The 18,295-nt window shown below is 65.5% G+C and carries 17 protein-coding genes; 5 read left to right on the top strand and 12 right to left on the bottom strand.

Going from position 1 to position 18,295, the window contains the following annotated elements:
* Window positions 1-129 precede the first annotated feature (129 nt).
* The gene (locus tag G8760_RS02305) at window positions 130-906 is read left to right on the top strand and encodes an SAM-dependent methyltransferase (protein WP_343074358.1); all 777 of its coding nucleotides are present in this window, start codon (window positions 130-132) and stop codon (window positions 904-906) included.
* Window positions 907-973: 67 nt separating this feature from the next.
* Here the strand turns inward: G8760_RS02305 and G8760_RS02300 are convergent, their stop codons facing one another.
* A complete protein-coding gene (locus G8760_RS02300; protein WP_166346061.1) occupies window positions 974-1,777 on the bottom strand; it encodes an SDR family oxidoreductase in 804 nt (267 codons plus the stop codon).
* 119 nt (window positions 1,778-1,896) lie between these two features.
* Here G8760_RS02300 and G8760_RS02295 point away from each other — a divergent pair, with 119 nt between their 5' ends.
* Entirely contained in the window at window positions 1,897-3,012 is a 1,116-nt protein-coding gene (locus tag G8760_RS02295; RefSeq protein ID WP_166346058.1) for a winged helix DNA-binding domain-containing protein, read from the top strand.
* Between the two features lie 86 nt (window positions 3,013-3,098).
* On the opposite strand, the gene G8760_RS02290 is transcribed toward G8760_RS02295, so the two are convergent.
* Both G8760_RS02290 and G8760_RS02285 read right to left on the bottom strand, forming a co-directional pair.
* A complete protein-coding gene (locus G8760_RS02290; protein ID WP_166346056.1) occupies window positions 3,099-5,078 on the bottom strand; it encodes a beta-propeller domain-containing protein in 1,980 nt (659 codons plus the stop codon).
* Between the two features lie 227 nt (window positions 5,079-5,305).
* Window positions 5,306-6,133, bottom strand: a complete 828-nt coding sequence (locus tag G8760_RS02285; RefSeq protein ID WP_166346053.1) for a class I SAM-dependent methyltransferase — start codon at window positions 6,131-6,133, stop codon at window positions 5,306-5,308.
* Window positions 6,134-6,266: 133 nt separating this feature from the next.
* Between G8760_RS02285 and G8760_RS02280 the strand changes: the two genes are divergently transcribed.
* A complete protein-coding gene (locus tag G8760_RS02280; RefSeq protein ID WP_166346050.1) occupies window positions 6,267-6,716 on the top strand; it encodes a peroxiredoxin in 450 nt (149 codons plus the stop codon).
* 55 nt (window positions 6,717-6,771) lie between these two features.
* On the opposite strand, the gene G8760_RS02275 is transcribed toward G8760_RS02280, so the two are convergent.
* Window positions 6,772-7,695, bottom strand: coding sequence for an AEC family transporter (locus G8760_RS02275; protein WP_166346047.1), 924 nt, complete (start codon window positions 7,693-7,695; stop codon window positions 6,772-6,774).
* Between the two features lie 71 nt (window positions 7,696-7,766).
* Complete coding sequence (locus tag G8760_RS02270) at window positions 7,767-10,172, bottom strand: phosphoketolase family protein (protein ID WP_166346044.1); 2,406 nt, start codon at window positions 10,170-10,172, stop codon at window positions 7,767-7,769.
* Between the two features lie 224 nt (window positions 10,173-10,396).
* Here G8760_RS02270 and G8760_RS02265 point away from each other — a divergent pair, with 224 nt between their 5' ends.
* Window positions 10,397-11,353 carry an LppM family (lipo)protein gene (locus G8760_RS02265; RefSeq protein ID WP_166346041.1) on the top strand — a complete coding sequence of 319 codons (957 nt, stop codon included), beginning with the start codon at window positions 10,397-10,399 and terminating at the stop codon, window positions 11,351-11,353.
* Window positions 11,354-11,471: 118 nt separating this feature from the next.
* Here the strand turns inward: G8760_RS02265 and G8760_RS02260 are convergent, their stop codons facing one another.
* Complete coding sequence (locus G8760_RS02260) at window positions 11,472-12,173, bottom strand: YceI family protein (RefSeq protein ID WP_166346038.1); 702 nt, start codon at window positions 12,171-12,173, stop codon at window positions 11,472-11,474.
* Window positions 12,174-12,609: 436 nt separating this feature from the next.
* On the opposite strand from G8760_RS02260, the gene G8760_RS30505 reads away from it, so the two are divergent.
* A complete protein-coding gene (locus G8760_RS30505; protein WP_166346035.1) occupies window positions 12,610-13,362 on the top strand; it encodes a D-Ala-D-Ala carboxypeptidase family metallohydrolase in 753 nt (250 codons plus the stop codon).
* A 131-nt stretch (window positions 13,363-13,493) separates the two neighbouring features.
* On the opposite strand, the gene G8760_RS02250 is transcribed toward G8760_RS30505, so the two are convergent.
* The 6 genes from G8760_RS02250 to G8760_RS02225 form a co-directional block, all read right to left on the bottom strand.
* The gene (locus tag G8760_RS02250) at window positions 13,494-14,120 is read right to left on the bottom strand and encodes a hypothetical protein (RefSeq protein WP_166344811.1); all 627 of its coding nucleotides are present in this window, start codon (window positions 14,118-14,120) and stop codon (window positions 13,494-13,496) included.
* A 549-nt stretch (window positions 14,121-14,669) separates the two neighbouring features.
* Window positions 14,670-15,296 (bottom strand): superoxide dismutase, encoded by a 627-nt coding sequence (locus G8760_RS02245; protein ID WP_166346032.1) that lies wholly within the window; start codon window positions 15,294-15,296, stop codon window positions 14,670-14,672.
* Between the two features lie 166 nt (window positions 15,297-15,462).
* Complete coding sequence (locus G8760_RS02240; RefSeq protein ID WP_166346029.1) at window positions 15,463-16,098, bottom strand: acVLRF1 family peptidyl-tRNA hydrolase; 636 nt, start codon at window positions 16,096-16,098, stop codon at window positions 15,463-15,465.
* A gap of 186 nt (window positions 16,099-16,284) precedes the next feature.
* A complete protein-coding gene (locus G8760_RS02235) occupies window positions 16,285-16,506 on the bottom strand; it encodes a hypothetical protein (protein ID WP_166346026.1) in 222 nt (73 codons plus the stop codon).
* A 40-nt stretch (window positions 16,507-16,546) separates the two neighbouring features.
* Complete coding sequence (locus G8760_RS02230) at window positions 16,547-17,464, bottom strand: phosphatase PAP2 family protein (RefSeq protein ID WP_166346023.1); 918 nt, start codon at window positions 17,462-17,464, stop codon at window positions 16,547-16,549.
* 222 nt (window positions 17,465-17,686) lie between these two features.
* Window positions 17,687-18,199 (bottom strand): DUF1990 domain-containing protein, encoded by a 513-nt coding sequence (locus G8760_RS02225; RefSeq protein ID WP_166346020.1) that lies wholly within the window; start codon window positions 18,197-18,199, stop codon window positions 17,687-17,689.
* Window positions 18,200-18,295 lie beyond the last annotated feature (96 nt).

Genomic DNA, 18,295 nt, shown 5'->3' with positions numbered 1-18,295 from the left:
ATAATGTCGCCGTCTATCGTCGCGAGCTCCTGCTGCATACCTCGATGTGGAGAATCCACCGTGACCAACAATTACGAGCCGCCCTCGATACCCACTGACGTCCCTACCTCGGCCCGGGCCTATGGCTGGATGTTGGGGGGCAAAGACAACTTCGACATCGATCGACGCTTCCTGCTCGACCTGTTGCCGGCTTTTCCGGAATGTGTGGATATCGCCCGGCAGAACCGCCTGTTCCTCTACCGGGCGGTGCGTTTCCTCGCCGAGGAGGCCGGGATCCGCCAGTTCATCGACATGGGCTGCGGGTTGCCCACGGACAACAACGTCCACCAGGTTGCGCAGGCGTTCTCGCCTGACTGTCGGGTGGTGTACGTCGACATCGACCCCATCGTGCTTGCGCACGGCCGGGCTTTACTGGCGTCGAACCACAACACCACGGTCATCACCGCTGACATGCGGGATCAGCAGGACATTCTCAAGCGGCCGGAGGTGGATCAGCTGATCGATTTCTCCGAGCCGGTGGCGGTGCTCTTCCTGTCCGTGGTGCATCATCTGGCCGATGACGACGATCCGCGGCGGGTGCTACGGACGATCATCGATAGAGCGGTTCCGGGGAGCTACCTAGCGCTGTCGCAGGTCGTCACCGACGATCCACAGCGGGGTGCGGAGATGACCGCACGGATCAACGCGAGCGGCATCCCCTGGCGCACCCGTCAACCGGCCGACATCGACGCACTGCTCGACGGACTCGAGGTGGTTGAGCCCGGACTGCTGGATATCCAGCGCTGGCGTCCGGATCCCGATCAGCCGTCGCTGCAGCCGACCGACCCCGCACTGGTTCCCTATGTCGGCGCCACCAACCGCGGCAAAGGTATCTATGAGTACGGCGGAGTGGTGCGCAAGCCGTGATGTCCGTCCGTAGGGACTTCGGGGCTGTTGTCAGCACGTGAACCATGCACCGAGGTGACTTGGTCGGTCAGCGGAACAGGTGGACATGGTCGTGGGCCCATTGGGCGAAGGTACAGCCGGGCCGGCCCATGACCTGCTCAAACGTCGGCGAGACCGGTTGGGTGCTATGGCTGTTCTCCTCCTGGCCGTTGACATACCACTCCGCGTATTCACCCATGTCCGGCTCCAGTAGCCGCACTGACTCCGCTTTGCTGACCTCGATCACGGGAATGTCCTGGTCGAGTGCGGCGCCGATGCGCTGGATCTTCTCCCGGGTGGTGAGGGTCTCCGGGCCGGTCAGGAGGTAGGCCTGGCCATCGTGGTGCTCCCCGAGCAGGGCTTCGGCGGCGATGGCCGCGACGTCGTCCATAGCGATCATCGCGTTGGCGGCTTCCGGGAACGCGTCACGTACGGTGCCAGTGGTCCGGATCTGGCTGGCCCAGATCTCGGCGTTCTCCATGAACTCGCCCGGCCATAGATGAGTCCACGCGGTACCGGCGGATTCGACGTCTTGGACGATGGAGTACCACCAGCTTCCTTCGGGCCCGGAGAGGTCGACGATACGTTCGACGCCGTGCTCGGCGGCCATCCGTGCCACCTCGTGGGTGGTCTCTGGCGCCGAGGGGAGGTACATCCGGTCTACCCCCTGCAGGGCGTCCTTCAGGGTGTCCGGCTTGAGGACGGAGCCGACGGTGATCTCCACGCCGGTGGGCAGTGCGGCTTTGGCAGGGTTGGCGGTGAGGGCCCGGACGTCGTCGGCGCCGGCGGCGAGGAGGTGGTCGACGACCATCCGGCCCACGCTGCCGGTTGCTCCGGTCACTAAGATCTTCATGGCGAGAGCGTACAACGTACGCAGCTGTGCGTACAAGATACGCAATACGAGTGTCTTCGGTTCCACGTGGAACCGAGGACAGTCGGTGGGTGTCGGTCGTGACCGATAAAGTCTCAGGCGTGAGCCATGTGGGTGCCCCAGGGGACGTCATCGATGTCGCGTCTGCTCGGATGCACGCTACGGGCCTGGCCGGGCAGCCTTGGTCGGATGTCGATGACGTCGTACGACGGTTGGGTGCCGTTCAGGCGCAAGACTTCGGGCCGGCCATCTGGTCCCTCGGTCAACGTCTCGACGCTGTGACCGAAGGACAGGTGCTGGCCGCGGTTGATGCCGGTGTCTTGATCCGCACCCACGTGCTCAGGCCCACCTGGCATTTCGTCCGTCCGGACGACGTCCGTTGGATGCTCGAGCTCACTGCGCCAAGGGTGCACGCGTTCAACGCCTATTACTACCGAACACACGAACTCGATGCCCGGACGCTCGAGGCGTGCACCACGCTGATCGTCGAGGCCCTGCACGGGGGCGCCGAGCTCACCCGCGGCGAGCTAGCCACGGTTCTGGAGCGCGGCGGAGTGGCGGCCAACAGTCTCCGGCTCGGCCTCATCCTCATGTATGCGGAGCTGGAACAGGCCATCTGCAGCGGGGTCCGGCGAGGTAAACAGCAGACCTATACGCTCCTCGATGAGCGGGTGCCCACGGCTCGCCGTCTATCGCGTGACGAACAGCTGGCCGAGTTGACCCGGCGCTACTTCACCAGCCACGGTCCGGCCACGGCTCGAGACTTCCACTGGTGGTCCAGTCTCACCATGGCCGAGATCCGGTCCGGGCTGGACCTCGTGGCAGACACCCTCGAGCGGGCCGTCGTCGACGACGTCACCTATTACTGGTCCGGCGGAGGAGCTGGCGCTCCGGCGGACCCGCCCGCCACGGTCCACCTGCTGCAGCCGTATGACGAGTATGTCGTCGCCTACACCGAGAGCCGCGCGGTCTATGACATCGCCGGCCTGGACGCCGCGAAGCGGCCGGAGCGTGGTGCCTACAACGGTGTGGTCCTGCTCGACACCCAGGTGGCCGGCAACTGGAAGCGCACCATCAAAAGCAAGGACGTTGTTGTCGATCTTCAGTTATACCGCCCGTTCGACGACGGGGCGCACGCAGCGTTGCAGGCCGCGGCTGATCGGCACGCGGCGTTCCTGAACAGGAAGGCCGTCGTCAACTCGCCAGATGTGCTCTGAACTGGGGTTCGGGATCGGCAAGAGGCTCAACGCCGGACATCCGGCACGGGGCCACCAGCCCCCCGCGCCGGATGTCCGGCTACCCCTCACCAATCGGTATCGATGGGTAGCCAGCTCTGGAACTCGAGGTCGTCGAGGTTGTTGACCTGAAGCCCGTCATCCCACAGCGTGTACAACGAGTCGCCGATCACCAACGAGCGGGTGATCGTCGTCCAGTAGTGGTCCTCGGTGGGACCGCGCCGGGTGACGACTCCTTGCTCCTGAAGCGCATCACCGGTGAGTTTCAACACGAGGGCGCCGGAGTCTTCGGCCGCTATCAGGTCTCGTCCACCGAGGTCCATCCCGGACACCGGAATGACGAGCTGGCCGGTTGGTTGCCAGAAGAGGAACGCGTGTGGGTTGTGTTCCGCGTCGCTCCACGCGTTCTCCATGACATGGCCGTCGAGCTTCCGCGGATCCACGGGGTTGCCGACGTCGAACAGCGAGACTTGGGAGCCGACGGTGCGGCCGGTGTCGGTAGCCTCCTGGCCAATGCCAACAAGCCGATCGTCACCGACCCGGTGTAGGTACGACGAGTACCCGGTGATCTTGAGCTCACCGTCGACCGTCGGTGTCGCCGGATCGGAGAGGTCGAGCACGTAGAGCGGGTCGATCTGTCGGAACGTCACCACGTAGCCGGTATCGCCGAAGTAGCGCACCGCGTAGATACGTTCTCCCGCACCGAGGCCACCCACGTGACCGAGACGCACCAGGTCGCGGCCTTGGCGCCCCAGGGTGTAGAGGTGGCTCTCGCTGGTCTTGGCATCGTTGGCGTCCGTGGTGGTGGCCACCCGGAGCACACCCTCGTGTTCGGACATCGCGTAGCGGCCAATGATCGCACCGTCCACCTCACCCGAGGCCAGGTATTCGGCTGGGTCGTCGCCACGGATGTCGAAGGCGTGGATTCCGGTGCTCTCGACCTGCGGCCACGGCATGATCATCGGGTCGATGTCGATCATGGTCTCGTCGTCGGTCACCGCGTCGTCGCCGGTACCCCATGATGTCGTCGGCTCTATCGGATCGCCCCACTTGGCCGTCGCCACGTAGAGCAGGTCGGCGCTGGCGTAGACGGTGTCGCCGTCGGTCAGGACACCCACCGCCGATCCGTCGCTCAGCTCGTCGAAGCCGAGCGTCAAGACACTCACCGTCGAGTATCCAGCGAAGTCGCCGGGATGGTTGAGCTGGTCGCATTCGACGAGCAGGCCGCCGGTCTCCGTGCCATCGGCGGCGGTCAGGCTGTACGACGGCAGCCAGTCCTCGACCGTCGACTCATCGATCGTGTCGCGCATGGTGTCGCGCATCTGATCCTCGTCACGGGCGTAGTCCATGACGGGGAACCGGAGCGTCGGCGGAGAGCTGATCACCACTCGAACGGTGTCGTCGATCAGGCGCGCGTCGAGGTAGTTGCCGTCCACCCGAAGGGACGACTCGATGACTGGTGCGGTGGGCTCGGACAGGTCGACTAGGTGAATGGCGGTACGCATCGGGTCCCATGCCGGGTAGGACGCATCGTCGTCCATGATCATGGCGTGTTCCCAGGCGAAAACAAGGGCGCGGTCGCCGGAGAGGAGCACACGTGTTTCGGCCCAGTCGTCGCTGATGCTGAGTTCGCCGAGTTGCTCTGGTTCGGAGCCGGTGACATCAATGACACGAAGGGTCGATCCCGACGTCGTCACGATCAACCGCCCGTCGGTTTTGACGACGTCGGGTTCATCTACCCCCACTTCCTGCACGTTGGTGGTGGAGTGGGAGGGTGAGCCGCCCGGCGCGGCGCCGGAGAGGGCGTCGTCGCTTGCGGCCTCGGTGCCGTCGGACTCCATGGCGATCGCGGCATCGTTCCAGTGGTGGAGACCCCACGGACCGACTCGCTCTCGAGCCTCGCCGCGAAGGTGGTCTAGAGCCTCTGAACAGGTGCCGAACGAGATCAGGCCAGTAGCCGCCGCCTCGTTGGCCGGAAGGACGTTGATGACGCCCAGCGTGCCCACTGCGATTCCACACCCGAGTACAAACGCCAGTCGCTTCCGCATGCCACTTCGACGCCGTGTTTGGCCGAACGGTTCCCTAGCGCAACACTGTGCGCTGCGACGGCGCGGAATACAGGGGGTGTCGTGCTCCACTCCGGTGATCGTTGCCGGCATCGTGTCGCTCCGCCGCGGTGATCAAACCCGCGATGAGGTCGCTATAGCGACACGAATGCAGCAACGATCACCGGAGTGGAGGGCGGAGATCCGGCAACGATCACCGATGGTGGGTGTTAGCGTCGAGTCGTGACGGTGTAGCGCACGGCTGTGGGCATGTGGAGCTGGCCGTCCGGCGCGCGGAGTTGATCCAGTGCGGTGATGGCATCGGCGCGCGCGGATGCGACTCGGTCCGGCGGGATGGCCTCCCAGAACGCGACGGCGCCGTGGGTACGCGTCCATTGCAACCATTGCTCGGCATCCTGGTACACGACGTCGTAGGTGGTTGTCTCGTGGTGGATGTCATCGAAACCGGCGCCCTGGAGCAACTCGGCGATGTGCTGGTCGGACTTGAAGGTGTCGCCCGACGGGGTCAGCCGGGGCGCCGCACCCTCAGGGATATAACCGAACAACGCCCGGTAGACCGGCGCCCAGTCTGGATCGTCCGGCCCCCAGGTAGAGAAGGCCAGCACGCCGCCGGGCCGTAGGAGTTCGTGGAACCTGACCACGGCCTGCTCCGGAGCAGGCAGGAAGAACAGCACTTGAGCCGCCAGGATGCGATCCCATCCGGCCGGATCAGCTGGTGGATCCTCGGCGTCGCCCAGCTGTGCCGACACGTGTGACCAACCGCGGCCGTCGATCACCTCCGTGAGCCGACGCACCATACCCGGTGCTAGGTCGATGCCGAGCACCCGGCCGGATGGACCGGTGGCCGTCGCGGCCGGGATCAGCGCCGCACCGGCGCCGCTGCCCACGTCCAGGACCCGCATGCCGGGCCGGACGTCGGCATACTCGACCAGCTGGTGGCCGAACAGGTCGAAGAATCGCGGGCCGATGCGTTCATAGTTTGTCGACGCGGTGTGGAACGCCGCGGCCACGGTGGTTTTGGTGTCGGGTTGGGGCACGTCGTCACCTCGGATATGGACATCATCTACGCCGATAAGAATGATAATCGATTACGCCTCCTCATTGGGCACCTCGTCGATCCACCACTGTCCTGCTGGGTGGCCAGCACCCACCTCCCGGCATGATGGAACGATGGACAAGGGTGATCTAGTCGACGACTTCGAGCTGCTCGACCACCAGGGAAACCCGCGCCGGCTCAGCGTCATGCTGCAGGACGGTCCCGTGGTGCTCTTCTTCTATCCGGCCGCGATGAGTAAGGGATGCACCGCTGAGGTATGCCATTTCCGGGATCTCGCCGCCGAGTTTCAGGCCGTCGGTGGTCAGCCGGTGGGCATCAGCGCCGACCCGGTTGATCGCCAACACCAGTTCGCCGACGGCAACGACGTTCCGTTCCCCCTGCTCAGTGATACCGAGCGACGAGTGGCGAAGCAGTTCGGGGTGAGCCGCCGGCTCCTCCCCGTCCCAGTCAAGCGGCACACGTTCGTCATCGGCACCGATGCACGAGTGCGTGCGGTGATCCGTAGCGAGCTGAACATGACGGCACATGCCGACCGTGCGCTGGAGGTGCTCCGCGGGCACTGACCACAGAGCAGGGTGTCGTGGTGGTGGCTCAACCACGATTGAGGTCACCGTGGTGTTAGGCAAGCAGGGCCGCGATGGTGAGCACGGAGATCCCGGACAGCATGGTGGTGACGAAGATCGAGTCGCGGGCGAGCGCCACGCCGGTCTGGTAGCGCAGTGCGTAGACGTACACGTTCTGCGCCGTGGGGAGTGCCGCCGCGATGGTCACGGCGAGAAGCCAGTCGTCGGAGAGTCCGAACAAGAACCGGCCCACCATGTAGACCACGAGGGGCTGAACGACGAGCTTGAGGACGCCGATCAACGTCACTTCCCGGGCCGACCCACCGGAGCCGGGCCGCGGCGCTCCGTGCAGCGACGCGCCGTAGACGATCAGTGCGGCTGGAATCGCCAGTCCGGCGACCAGCTCGGCCGGACGTTCGATGACGTTCGGTAGGTCCCAGCCGACCGCGGCCACCGTCACACCCAGAACCGAGGCGATGGTGACGGGGTTCCGCAGCGGCAGCGCAAGCACCGACCGCCACGTGGGAGGTCGACCCGATGTGGCGGTGTCCAGGATGGCGAACGCGATCGGTGCCATCACGACCAACTGCAACAGCATCACTGGCGCCACGTAGGATCCGTCGCCCAGCACGTACACCGCGATCGGGATGCCGAGGTTCCCGCCGTTGACGTAGCTGCTGCTCAGCGCCCCGATGGTGAGGGCACCGACCCGTCGTCGCCAGCGCAGCCGGGCGACGAGTACGTAGCTTCCTACCACCACGAGGACACCGGAGACGAGGGCGAGGAGTGCCGCGGAGAAGATGGTGGCGAGGTCGGCGCTCGCCAAGGTGACGAACAACAGTGCCGGAACACCCACATTGAAGACGATCCGCGACAACACCACCTGTGCGTCGCGGTCCACGATGTGAATGCGCCCAAGAACGTAGCCAAGGGCGATGACCACGGCGATGACGCCGAAACCCTCGAAGACGCCCTGCAAACCGGATCCTCCCGTCGACGTCTCACCATATCGCCGTGGACGGGAGGATCCTGATCGACCCAGATGGATGGTTATCCGGCGCTAGACGGACCCGGCCAGGTCCAATCGCGGACGTCCGGGATATCGGTGCCGTGTGTGCGCGTGTACTGGCGCGCCCGCAACCGGCTGTCCACCATCCGCTGTCGAACTCCGGCCGCATGCCGGCCCAACCCCGGTACCCGATCGATAGCGTCGATGACCAGGTGATAGCGGTCGAGGTCATTGAGCATGACCATGTCGAACGGCGTCGTCGTCGTGCCCTCCTCCTTGTACCCCCGGACGTGGAGATTGTGGTGGTTGGCCCGACGATAAGTCAGCCGGTGGATCAGCCAGGGGTAGCCGTGGTAGGCGAAGATGATCGGGCGGTCGGTAGTGAACAGGGCGTCGAACTCCGTGTCCGGGAGGCCGTGTGGATGCTCGCGAGCATCCTGCAAACGCATCAGGTCGACGACGTTGACGACCCTGATCTTGAGATCGGGGAAATACTGGTGGAGCAGATCAGCGGCAGCCAGCGTCTCGACCGTGGGAACGTCGCCAGCGCAGGCGAGGACCACGTCGGGGTCGACGTCGCCGCCGTTGGTGCTCGCCCAGTCCCAGATGCCGATGCCGCGAGCACAGTGTGCGATCGCCTGGTCCATAGTCAGCCACTGCGCCTGCTCTTGTTTGCCTGCGACGACGACGTTGACGAGGTCATGGCTGCGTAGACACTGGTCATACGTGACCAGCAGCGTATTCGCGTCCGGCGGCAGATACACCCGGATGACATCGGCCTTCTTGTTGACGACGTGATCGATGAAGCCGGGATCCTGGTGGGTGAACCCGTTGTGGTCCTGCCGCCAGACATGCGACGAGAGCAGATAGTTCAGCGAGGGAATCGGTGCCCGCCATGGGATCTGCCGGGTGACCTTCAGCCACTTGGCATGCTGGTTGAACATCGCGTCGACGATGTGGATAAACGCCTCGTAGCTGTTGAACACGCCGTGCCGGCCGGTGAGCACATAACCCTCGAGCCAGCCCTGACACTGATGCTCCGACAGCATCTCGGTCACCCGCCCAGTGCGAGACAGATGCTGGTCAGTGGGGAGGATCTCCGCGTTCCACGTCTTGCCGCCGGCCTCCACCGCCCCGTGCAGCCGATTGGACAACGTCTCGTCGGGGCCGAACACCCGGAAGTTGGTCGGGTTGTCCTCGACGATGCCACCGAGCCAGTTGCCGAGCACGCGGGTCGCCTCGGCGGTCACCGCACCCGGCGATGGAACCTGGACGGCGTGGGGGCGGTGATCTGGCAGAGCGAGATCACGGCTGAGGAGTCCACCATTGGCATGGGGGTTGGCGCTCATACGCCGCCGGCCGGCGGGATTGAGGAGGGCCACCTCGGCGCGGAGCGCACCGGCCTCGTCGAACAGCTCCTCGGGCCGATAGGACAGCATCCACTCCTCCAACAGTTTGCGGTGCTGCTCGTTCTCCCGAACCCCGGCCATCGGTACCTGGTGTGAACGCCACGTGTCCGCGACCGGCTGCCCGTCCACCTCCGTAGGGCCGGTCCACCCCTTAGGTGTCTTGAACACGATCATCGGCCACGCCGGGCGTTCATCGTCCACGCCCCGCCGCGCCCGATCCTGGATGTCGGCGATCTCGTCCAGCACGGTGTCGAGCATGGTCGCGAAACGCCGATGGATGTCGACCGGTGCCTCGTGATCGAATCCGGCCTCGAACCAGTACGGCCGGTGACCGTAGCCGACGAGCAAGGACTCCAACTCGGCACGCGGGATTCGGGCGAGGAACGACGGGTTGGCGATCTTGTAGCCGTTGAGGTGCAAAATCGGCAGGACCGCGCCGTCCTGGGCAGGGTTGATGAACTTGTTGCTGTGCCATGACGTCGCCAGTGGTCCGGTCTCCGCCTCGCCGTCGCCGATGACGGCTGCCACGACGAGCCCCGGATTGTCGAACGCGGCACCGTAGGCGTGGGACAACGCGTAGCCGAGTTCGCCGCCTTCGTGGATGGAACCTGGTGTTTCCGGGGCTACGTGGCTGGGCACGCCCCCTGGGTAAGAGAACTGGTGGAACAGCTCGCGCAGGCCGTCTTCGTCGGTTCCGATGTGAGAGTAGACCTCGCTGTAGGTTCCCTCGAGCCAGGCGGCGGCGACGAGCGCTGGCCCGCCGTGACCGGGCCCGCAGATGTAGATCATGTCGGCGTCGCGGTCGATGATCGTCCGGTTGAGATGTGCGTACAGGAAACTCAATCCCGGGCAGGTTCCCCAGTGGCCGAGCAGCCGTGGCTTGATGTGTTCTGCTTCCAGCGGCACCCGCAGGAGCGGATTGTCGAGCAAGTAGATCTGTCCGATGGACAGGTAGTTGGCCGCTCGCCACCACGCGTCGATGCCGTTGAGAGTGTCGTCGTCGATGGGCCGGGAGGGGTGGCTGCTCGGACTGGACATGGATGTAGCTCCTTCACGGGTTGCCAGTACTCACCTACGAGAGTCGCGTGGCCGGTACTGATCGTCTACCCTCGATAGTCCCTTTCAGTCAGGACCTTCGAGCCTGTCATCGCAGAAGTTGTGGTCCGGTTTGTGCCTTCCTGCCCAAATGTTTGGTTACAGCTCGAATCCGGTCTTGTCCCGGACTTAGTGGAAGCCACTCAGGTATGACAGGCTGTGCGCCCATGAAGCGAACACGGACATTGCGAGCGATCGGTGCGGCGGGCCTTGCCCTGGCACTGACCGGCTGCATGAAGATGGACATGAACTTGACCGTCCATGCGGATGACACGGTCGACGGCACCATAATCTTCGCCATAGACAAAGAGTTCGCCGACGGGATGGGCGGCGAGTTCGGCGAGCTCGACGGAATGATGGACGAGTTCTTCGGCGGGGACCTGGGGGCCGACGCCCCCGACAACGTCGATGTGCAGGCCTACGAGGACGGCCAGTATGTCGGCCAGGAGATGACCTTCGAGAACATGCCTATTGAGGAGTTCTCGGACGACGGTGGGTCGGGCGAGTTCGATCTGAGCCGGGATGGCGACGAGTTCGTCTTCTCGGGTGAGATGGACATGTCCGATGACGGGGACATGGGGGAGATCCCGCCGGGCATGCTCGGCGCGATGGATTTCGATTTTAAGGTCAGTATCACGTTCCCGGGTGAGGTTCTCGAGCACAACGGCGACCTCAGTGGCACCACGGTGACCTGGGAGCCGCAGATTGGCGAGAGCAACGACATGTTCGCGCGGGCCAGCGAGAGCGGCGGTGGCGGCGACGGTCTGCCCGTTTGGCTGTGGATTCTGATCGCCGTGGTGGTCCTGGGTGCATTGATTGGCCTGCTGTTTATGTTCTCCCGAAACCGCAGCGGTGGCGAGCCAGCCGTCGCCGGCGACCAGCCCGTTCCGCCGCCCGGGCCCGTCGGCACGCCGGCCCCCGGCGAACCCCCGGCCGGTACCGCATCCGCTGCTGCCACCGCGCCGGTAGACACCCCGGCCGAGGACGTGGCGCCGGAGCCCGTCGTGGCGCCGGAGCCGGACGTGGCGCCGGAGCCCGATGTGGCGCCGGAGCCCGATGTGGCGCCGGGCACGGACCCAGGCGAAGGCCCGGATCCCGACGAGCCCACTGGGGGGCGCGCTTAGAAGTTGCGCACCTCACCGGCGCTGACATCCAGCCGCTGGCTGTCGCGCCGGGTGTTCCGCGAATGGCGGATGTGTGGTCCCGGCACCGTGATGGTGCCGGGACCGCCGCATGTGGGCGTCATTCCTGGATGAAGGTGATGAGGAACTCGACGAGCCCGTCTCCCTCGACCCGGACGAATGCGAGGTTCGGCGGCTCCACGTCGAAGTCGGTGAAGGTGATGGGGATCGACCCGGCTACCTGGACGGTGTCACCGGAGCGTTGCATTTGGAGTTCGGCGCGGACGTCGCGGGTGACGTCGCGCAGTGTCAGCTGACCGTCCGCGGTGAGGGTCACCGGGGCAGGTGCGTCGTGCACCTCCGCCACCGAGACGGGTTCGGCCAGGGTGAACGTGGCGGTGGGGTACTCGTCGGTGTTCATGATCGGACCGCGGAATTGGCCATCGCGGCTATTGCTGTCCGTGGTCACGGTGGTCATGTCCAGCACGACTTCACCGCTGGTCGCGACTCCTGACTCGACGACGATCTCGCCCGACACGTCGGTGGTGCGGCCCACCACGGTGTTGTCCAGCCCGTTGAGGACCTCGTCGACGCGGTAGCCGGCCTCGGAATCGGGACCGACGCTCCAGGTGCCATCGAGGGTGGCGAGTTCGCCGTCCGACTCGGCGGTGGGGCCATCCGGGTCGAGCGAGAACGGGTCGGGGGCGTCGCCACTGAAGACGTTGATGTAGATCCACGTGCCGCCGAGCACGAGGGCGACGGCGCCGACCACCGCGCCGGCCGCGATGAGCAGCCTGCGTTTGAGTCTCGACGGCTTGGTCATGGGTGCGCTCCTTGGTCCGGGACGTGGGTGATGGTGCGGCCGTAGGTATCGGTAGGACACCAGTGTCGTGTGCGGGCACTCTCATGTGCTACGGATCCGGCTAGCTAGGTGGATTGTTCGGATGTGAGGGCGGGCCCATTCGGCGGATCGATCCGGCGAAGAGGTCGCGCACACTCGTGATCCCGCATGACACCAGCCACCAGGGTTCTCGCTGAATGGCGGGGCGACAACTCGAATCAGCTCGTCCGCTCATCAGATGACTAAACGGAAAGTCCTGCAAACAACTGATGCCAACGGTGTTCTTGCTTCACGTGTGACTAACTGCGAGAAAATTTTCTGCAACGAGTCGAGACAAGATGGCAACTTCCTGTCATGCTGTCGCCAGATCGCGTGGTCTTCTACCCCCGGAAGATCACAGCCACCTGGAGGTGTCGTGATGTCCGAAACACCAGCCCCCCGACCCATCAGCCGGCGTGGCGCCATCGGTGGACTTGCCGCCACCGTTGGGGCCGTCGCCGTGAGCAGCGTCGTCACAGCCGCACCCGCACACGCCTACAACTGGACGCGCACTATGCGGAGGGGCGACAGCGGTGCCGATGTCCGCGAACTACAGATCAGGGTGGCCGGATGGGCGGCCGCGAGTCCATCGCGGACGTTCATCGCCATCGATGGGTCGTTCGGCCCGGCCACCGAAGGAGCGGTCCGACGTTTCCAGTCCGCCTATGGCCTGGGAGTCGACGGCATCGCCGGGCCCCAGACCCACACCCAGCTCAACTGGCTCGAGTCTTCCGACGGTTCCACCCGCCACTTCGCGTGGAGCGAGTTCCACTCGCGTGACGGCAGTGGGTTCGGCGGCGGCCGGGTCGGCACCGCAACGGTGCGGGAGAACGTGCGGCGGCTCATGTACAAGCTGGAGGCCGTACGCCGCAAGGGTGGCAACAACGCCTGCATCATCAACTCCGGCTTCCGGAGCATCCGACACAACAGCAATGTTGGCGGCTCATCGAACAGCCAGCACATGTACGGGATCGCGGCGGACATCAGGATCAACAACCGCTCGGTGTCGCAGGTGATCTCCTACAGCCAGACCAGCGGCTTCAGCGGGATCATCCGGTACAACACCCACACTCATGTCGACAGCAGGGTGGAGTACGCATATGGCGCTCAGTCCTGGTACTGGGCCGTCTGAGGTGTTGCCGGGCCGGCCTTAGCGTCCGGCGCAGGGCACTGACCGTCGTTTGTCGCCGCCTGTTCGCGGGCCTACCGCCTACCCTCACCGCCCGGGGCCAGGCGGCGGCAGACCGGAAACGAGCACCGCGGTTAGGGTGCGCCGAGCCGGCGGCGTTGGCCGAGCCAGCCCAGTAACCCGGCCGCGGTGAGCAGCGCGCCTACACCCAGCGCCGCACCGAGCATGATCCACGCCGCGAAGAAGTCGGATATGGGTCCATCGGCCAACATCTCGTAGATCTCTTCGAGCATGTCCCGCGAGAGCATGCCGGCCAGCGCGATCACCATCAACAGGAGACCGGGCACGAGGGGGGTCGCCGGAGCCCAGTGGGCTGCCACGGCGACGGCGACGACCACCACCACACCCAGGAGGGCCAGGATGAGGCCGACGCCGTCCGCGGCCCCGCTCCAGACCTGCTCCTCGGCGATCCGTTCGGCGCCGTTGGCCAGCAGGGCTAGGCCGAGTACGGTGCCGGCCAAGCCGACGATCGCACCCAGCAGATTCGCGGCGCCGGGTGCCGGGCTGGAACCGGCATAGGGCGCGGCAGCCGGGACCGTGTGGTGGTACGTGTGCTGTTGCTCAGGGGCGTTGAATGGCGAGTGCGTGTAGGGAGGCGGTGTGGTGGGAGGCGGTGACGTGGTGGGAGGCGGTGACGTGGTGGGAGGCGGCGGAAGTGATCGCCCGTCGGGTTCACCGGAAGGCTCATTCGGCATGGACACGTACCTAGTGTGCCGCACCGGAGATCACGCCGGTGATCGTCGCCGTTTTTCTGCCCTTTCGCTCGGTGATCGTCGCCGTAACTTGGTCGCTATAGCGACCAAATCCCAGCGACGATCACCGAGCGAAGGGGCGCGAATCGGGCGACGATCACCGCTGGGATGGTGCGACGCACTAGCCGGGCGGTCCGGGCAGGCCTTGGCTAGTTCCCACGTAGGGCACTGGTGGTACGAACTTCTGATCCACTTCACCAGAGCACTGCGGCGCGGAGACTCCAGTGGCGCCGGCTCGAGGCGCGCTCAGAGCATGAGGAGCCAGCCGGTCACGACGGCGAGGAAACCGACGGCGAGAGCGGCCATGGCGACGACGTACGCGGTGTCGCGCCGCTGGGGTGGATGCCGAAACATAGTCACCGCCGATGGACTAGAAGTTCGGTAGCCCGAACTTTCTTCTTCGCCTCCCATAATAGTGCCACAGCCGCGGGCAGACACAATGACGGGGCGTGCCCCCTCGGGCACGCCCCGTCATGACGGTGGCGACAAGCGCCGTGATCAGCTCGGTGTGATCAGCCCGTTGGTCTTCGCGCGGGCGTTGGTGAAACGTTCGGTGACGTCGGCCCAGTTGATGATGTTCCAGAAGGCCTTCACGTACTCCGGCTTCACGTTCTTGTACTGAAGGTAGAAGGCGTGCTCCCACATGTCCAGCATGAGCAACGGAACGGTACCGACCGCGAGATTGCCCTGGTGATCGTACAACTGCTCGATCACCAGACGCTCACCCAGACTTTCCCAGGCGAGGATGGACCAGCCAGAACCCTGGATGCCGAGCGCCGCGGCCGTGAAGTGGGCGCGGAAGCCGTCGAACGATCCGAAGAACTCGTCGATGGCCGCACCGAGTTCGCCATCCGGCTTGTCGCCACCCTCCGGAGACATGTTGTTCCAGAAGACGGTGTGGTTGACGTGCCCGGCAAGGTTGAAGGCGAGGTTCTTCTGCAAAAGGTTGACGGTCTCGAGCTTTTCGGCCGCCCGCGCCTCGGCCATCTGCTCCAACGCACTGTTGGTGCCGTTGACGTAGGTCTGGTGGTGTTTGGAGTGATGCAACTCCATGATCTGCCCGGAGATGTGTGGCTCCAGTGCGCCGTAATCGTACGGAAGATCGGGGAGGGAGTAAGTAGCCATGCGCAGAGTCCTCTCATCGATGAGCGCGCGTACACCATGCTCATGCTCAAACCTACGCCTGAATATTCCCGCGTCACGCAGGTGGTGGCAGTTTGTGTAGCGGATCACGGTGAACCGAGGGCCCGGACGCTGTTTGTGCCCGATCGGGCGCCACCGGTCGTTGTGGTCAGTCCGGCTCGGTGAGGGAGATCCGGACCGCCCGGAACATGTCGGGGGTGCGCCGGAGGACGGCAAGCTTCGGGTCAGGTACGTCGATATGTGGTGAAACCACCAGCTCGTTGAGAGGTGTCAGCCGTGGGTCGGAGAGAACCTGACGGGTGGCGGTGCGGTCACCGCCGCAGACCATAGCGTCCAGATCGCGCACGTGCGGCAGGATGATGCGGGCAGCGATGTCGGCGGCGGCGGCGAACGCTTCGCGGGCCTGCTTCTCCCGACGTCGGGCAAAACGCTGCTGAGATTGTCCGCCCGCGGCGGTACGTCCCTGAACATGCCGCGACCCGACCTTCGACTCCACGAGTGTCGAGCCGTCGAAGATCCCGGCGGCGTGCCCACCGCGCCGGACCAGCAACACACCCACGCGGCGGGTCCGCCGGACGTGCGCAAGCAGGCCCGAGTACGGTGCGTCGGCGTCGATGTCCAACGGACCGAATGGCACCTGGCACTGTGCCTGGGCACCGTCGGCCGCGTGAATGGTGACGGCGTCCGGTGTGGCCCCATGGGTGACGGGGCCGTGCCGTTCGGTGAACCCCACCAGCCACCGCTCCATGCGCTCGGGCGACACCACGATATGTCTCGTCGGCATCCCACGAGCATGCCTGATCGGTGGCTCGGGTCTTGATCCGCATGGGTACGGCACCCAAGGTATGGGGCCACACTCACCTGTCGCCAGATTCCGGCCGGACCATTGGGGAAGTATGTGAGGATTTGACGTGCGGTCGGAAACGTGGCGCCGACGGATGTGCTCTGTGTGTCTCGGTGACGAGAACGTTCAGAGACGAGTGACCTTGGCGTTGGGCAGCGTGATGGTCTGCACACCCCCGCCGAAGTCGACATGAACTTTGTTGCCGGTTCCGAGCCCGATCACCCGCCCGACACCATGGCGGTCATGGGTCAGGAGGTCGTTGACGGCGAACTGCTCCACCGGTTCTGGAGCGACGGGTTGGAAGGGACTCGAAGGCAAGACTCGTCGATTGGCCGTGCTAGAGGTCATTCCCACAGTGTGCGCTACGACACACCCCGATGTGTAGTCCTCAGTTGTAAGAACTTTGCTGAGCTGTGCGTTTGCCGCTCAACTTGTCCGGACCAGGGCGAGTGGCGAACTGGTGCATGACGAGGATCAGGGCGAACAGCGCAGCCGTGACGGCCACGACTCCGAAGGCACCGCCGGTGTAGGCCCGGATGAGATCTCCCCGATCGATGCTCCCGCCGGAGGTCAGCAGGTCGCCGGTGCTGGACAGGGCTGAGAAGGCCAGCAAGCCGGTGATGAACGCGACGACCGCCATCAGTCCGCTCACGAAGGCGGTCGGGACGATCGCGGAGTCTGGCGGCCGTACCCGCTCCGAACTACCGATCGCGGTCACGATCATGGCCAGTCCGGCCCACGCCATCACCACGGTCATCGCGGCGACCACGTCAGAAGGCCGGTGCCATCCCCCGATCATGGTCGCCACGCCAGTGGCCGCGGCATACGTGGCTGCCAGCACGGCGACCATTGGGCGAGTGTGACGGGGGACGACGAGGACCAGCGCGGCCGCGACACTGGCGGCGACCGTGGTGTGGCCGCTAGGCAGCGAGTTGGCCGCTGCGCCCGACGTCTCGGCCAGATCGGGCCGATCGAAGACGACGTACTTCAACAATTGGGTGGTGACGTTGGCGCCACCCACGAGTACGGCCACCTCCAGGGCCAGCAGCGGGCGTCGCCGGATGATGGCGATGAGGGCGGCCGCGCCGAGGACAACAACGATGAAGGGGATGGACACGATGTCCAGCACAGGTTCGGCGGCGTTCCACAGGGCGCTCTGCCCAATCTCAGAGCCCCGGAACGCGACGTCGTCGATGCGTTGACCAGTGGTGGTTTTGACGAAGTACTGCCAGGTCAGGGCGGTGCCGACCACCCCGGCGGCGAACATGAACAACCCGAGCACGGCGGTGCCGATGCGGGGGGACATTTCTTGCACGGTCAGTGCTCCCGGCCCTTAGTTTCTTAGCGCACTGATGTGCTGAGCGGTGGGACGTTGTGGGTCAGGGAGATGGGCGTGGTCGAGCCGGTCAGCCAACCTGAGCCGGACGGTGGTGGCGCGTCCGCGGCGCATGTGATGTCCTCCTCCCCGTGTACCCGCGGCACGGGTGGTACCGACGGGTACAACCGAGACTATGCGATCGGGCGCGGCTCAGCGGGCAGCGCCGAGCCGACGCGCTGAGCGGACGTATCGCCGAATAGCGCCGTGCTGGACGGTCCGGTTGAGTGGACCGGCCAGGCGGGTGTACCACCGGCCCGGCCGGCTGAAGGCGGTGACCGCGAACCAGACGTCGCCGGCGTCGTCGATTTCGGTGACGAATGCTTCCTCGCCAGCTTCAGGATGCCCAGGCAGGGTGCCATAGGCGAAGCCGGCCCGGTGGTCTTCCTCCACCGTCCACACCACCCGGCACGGAAACCACAGTCGGACCGGTCCGGCCCCGGCCCCGCAGGTGACCTCGACACCGGGGGCGGCCCGTTCGGCGGAGGCCCGGACGATCAGGCCGGACCCTCGATGGACCTCCCACGACATGACACTTCGGGCCACGGCGGCGAAGGTGGCGGCGCCCCGCCCGACGTGTTCCCTGAGCTGCACGTGGTGGTAGCCGGGCGGCAGCGGCAGCTCGCCGGTTGCGCCGACCTCGGCGTAGGTGAAATCGCGGGTCACCTTCTCCACGGTACTCGCGGGCGGGCCGGCTGGTGATCACCGACGATGCCTGCGTCGGGGCCGGCCCGCGCAGCCACATGTTTCCTTACTGTCGCC

This window comes from Phytoactinopolyspora limicola (genome assembly GCF_011320225.1).
Classification (GTDB): domain Bacteria; phylum Actinomycetota; class Actinomycetes; order Jiangellales; family Jiangellaceae; genus Phytoactinopolyspora; species Phytoactinopolyspora limicola.
Note: the sequence above shows the minus strand (reverse complement) of the source record. Positions and strands in the feature narration are given on the sequence as shown.

Bases quoted from the DNA above. Each gene is read 5' to 3' on its own strand.
- G8760_RS02305 (WP_343074358.1), top strand. From the start codon at position 130: ATGTTGGGGGGCAAAGACAACTTCGACATCGATCGACGCTTCCTGCTC.
- G8760_RS02300 (WP_166346061.1), bottom strand. From the start codon at position 1,777: ATGAAGATCTTAGTGACCGGAGCAACCGGCAGCGTGGGCCGGATGGTC.
- G8760_RS02290 (WP_166346056.1), bottom strand. From the start codon at position 5,078: ATGCGGAAGCGACTGGCGTTTGTACTCGGGTGTGGAATCGCAGTGGGC.
- G8760_RS02280 (WP_166346050.1), top strand. From the start codon at position 6,267: ATGGACAAGGGTGATCTAGTCGACGACTTCGAGCTGCTCGACCACCAG.
- G8760_RS02270 (WP_166346044.1), bottom strand. From the start codon at position 10,172: ATGTCCAGTCCGAGCAGCCACCCCTCCCGGCCCATCGACGACGACACT.
- G8760_RS02265 (WP_166346041.1), top strand. From the start codon at position 10,397: ATGAAGCGAACACGGACATTGCGAGCGATCGGTGCGGCGGGCCTTGCC.
- G8760_RS02260 (WP_166346038.1), bottom strand. From the start codon at position 12,173: ATGACCAAGCCGTCGAGACTCAAACGCAGGCTGCTCATCGCGGCCGGC.
- G8760_RS30505 (WP_166346035.1), top strand. From the start codon at position 12,610: ATGTCCGAAACACCAGCCCCCCGACCCATCAGCCGGCGTGGCGCCATC.
- G8760_RS02245 (WP_166346032.1), bottom strand. From the start codon at position 15,296: ATGGCTACTTACTCCCTCCCCGATCTTCCGTACGATTACGGCGCACTG.
- G8760_RS02240 (WP_166346029.1), bottom strand. From the start codon at position 16,098: ATGCCGACGAGACATATCGTGGTGTCGCCCGAGCGCATGGAGCGGTGG.
- G8760_RS02235 (WP_166346026.1), bottom strand. From the start codon at position 16,506: ATGACCTCTAGCACGGCCAATCGACGAGTCTTGCCTTCGAGTCCCTTC.
- G8760_RS02230 (WP_166346023.1), bottom strand. From the start codon at position 17,464: ATGTCCCCCCGCATCGGCACCGCCGTGCTCGGGTTGTTCATGTTCGCC.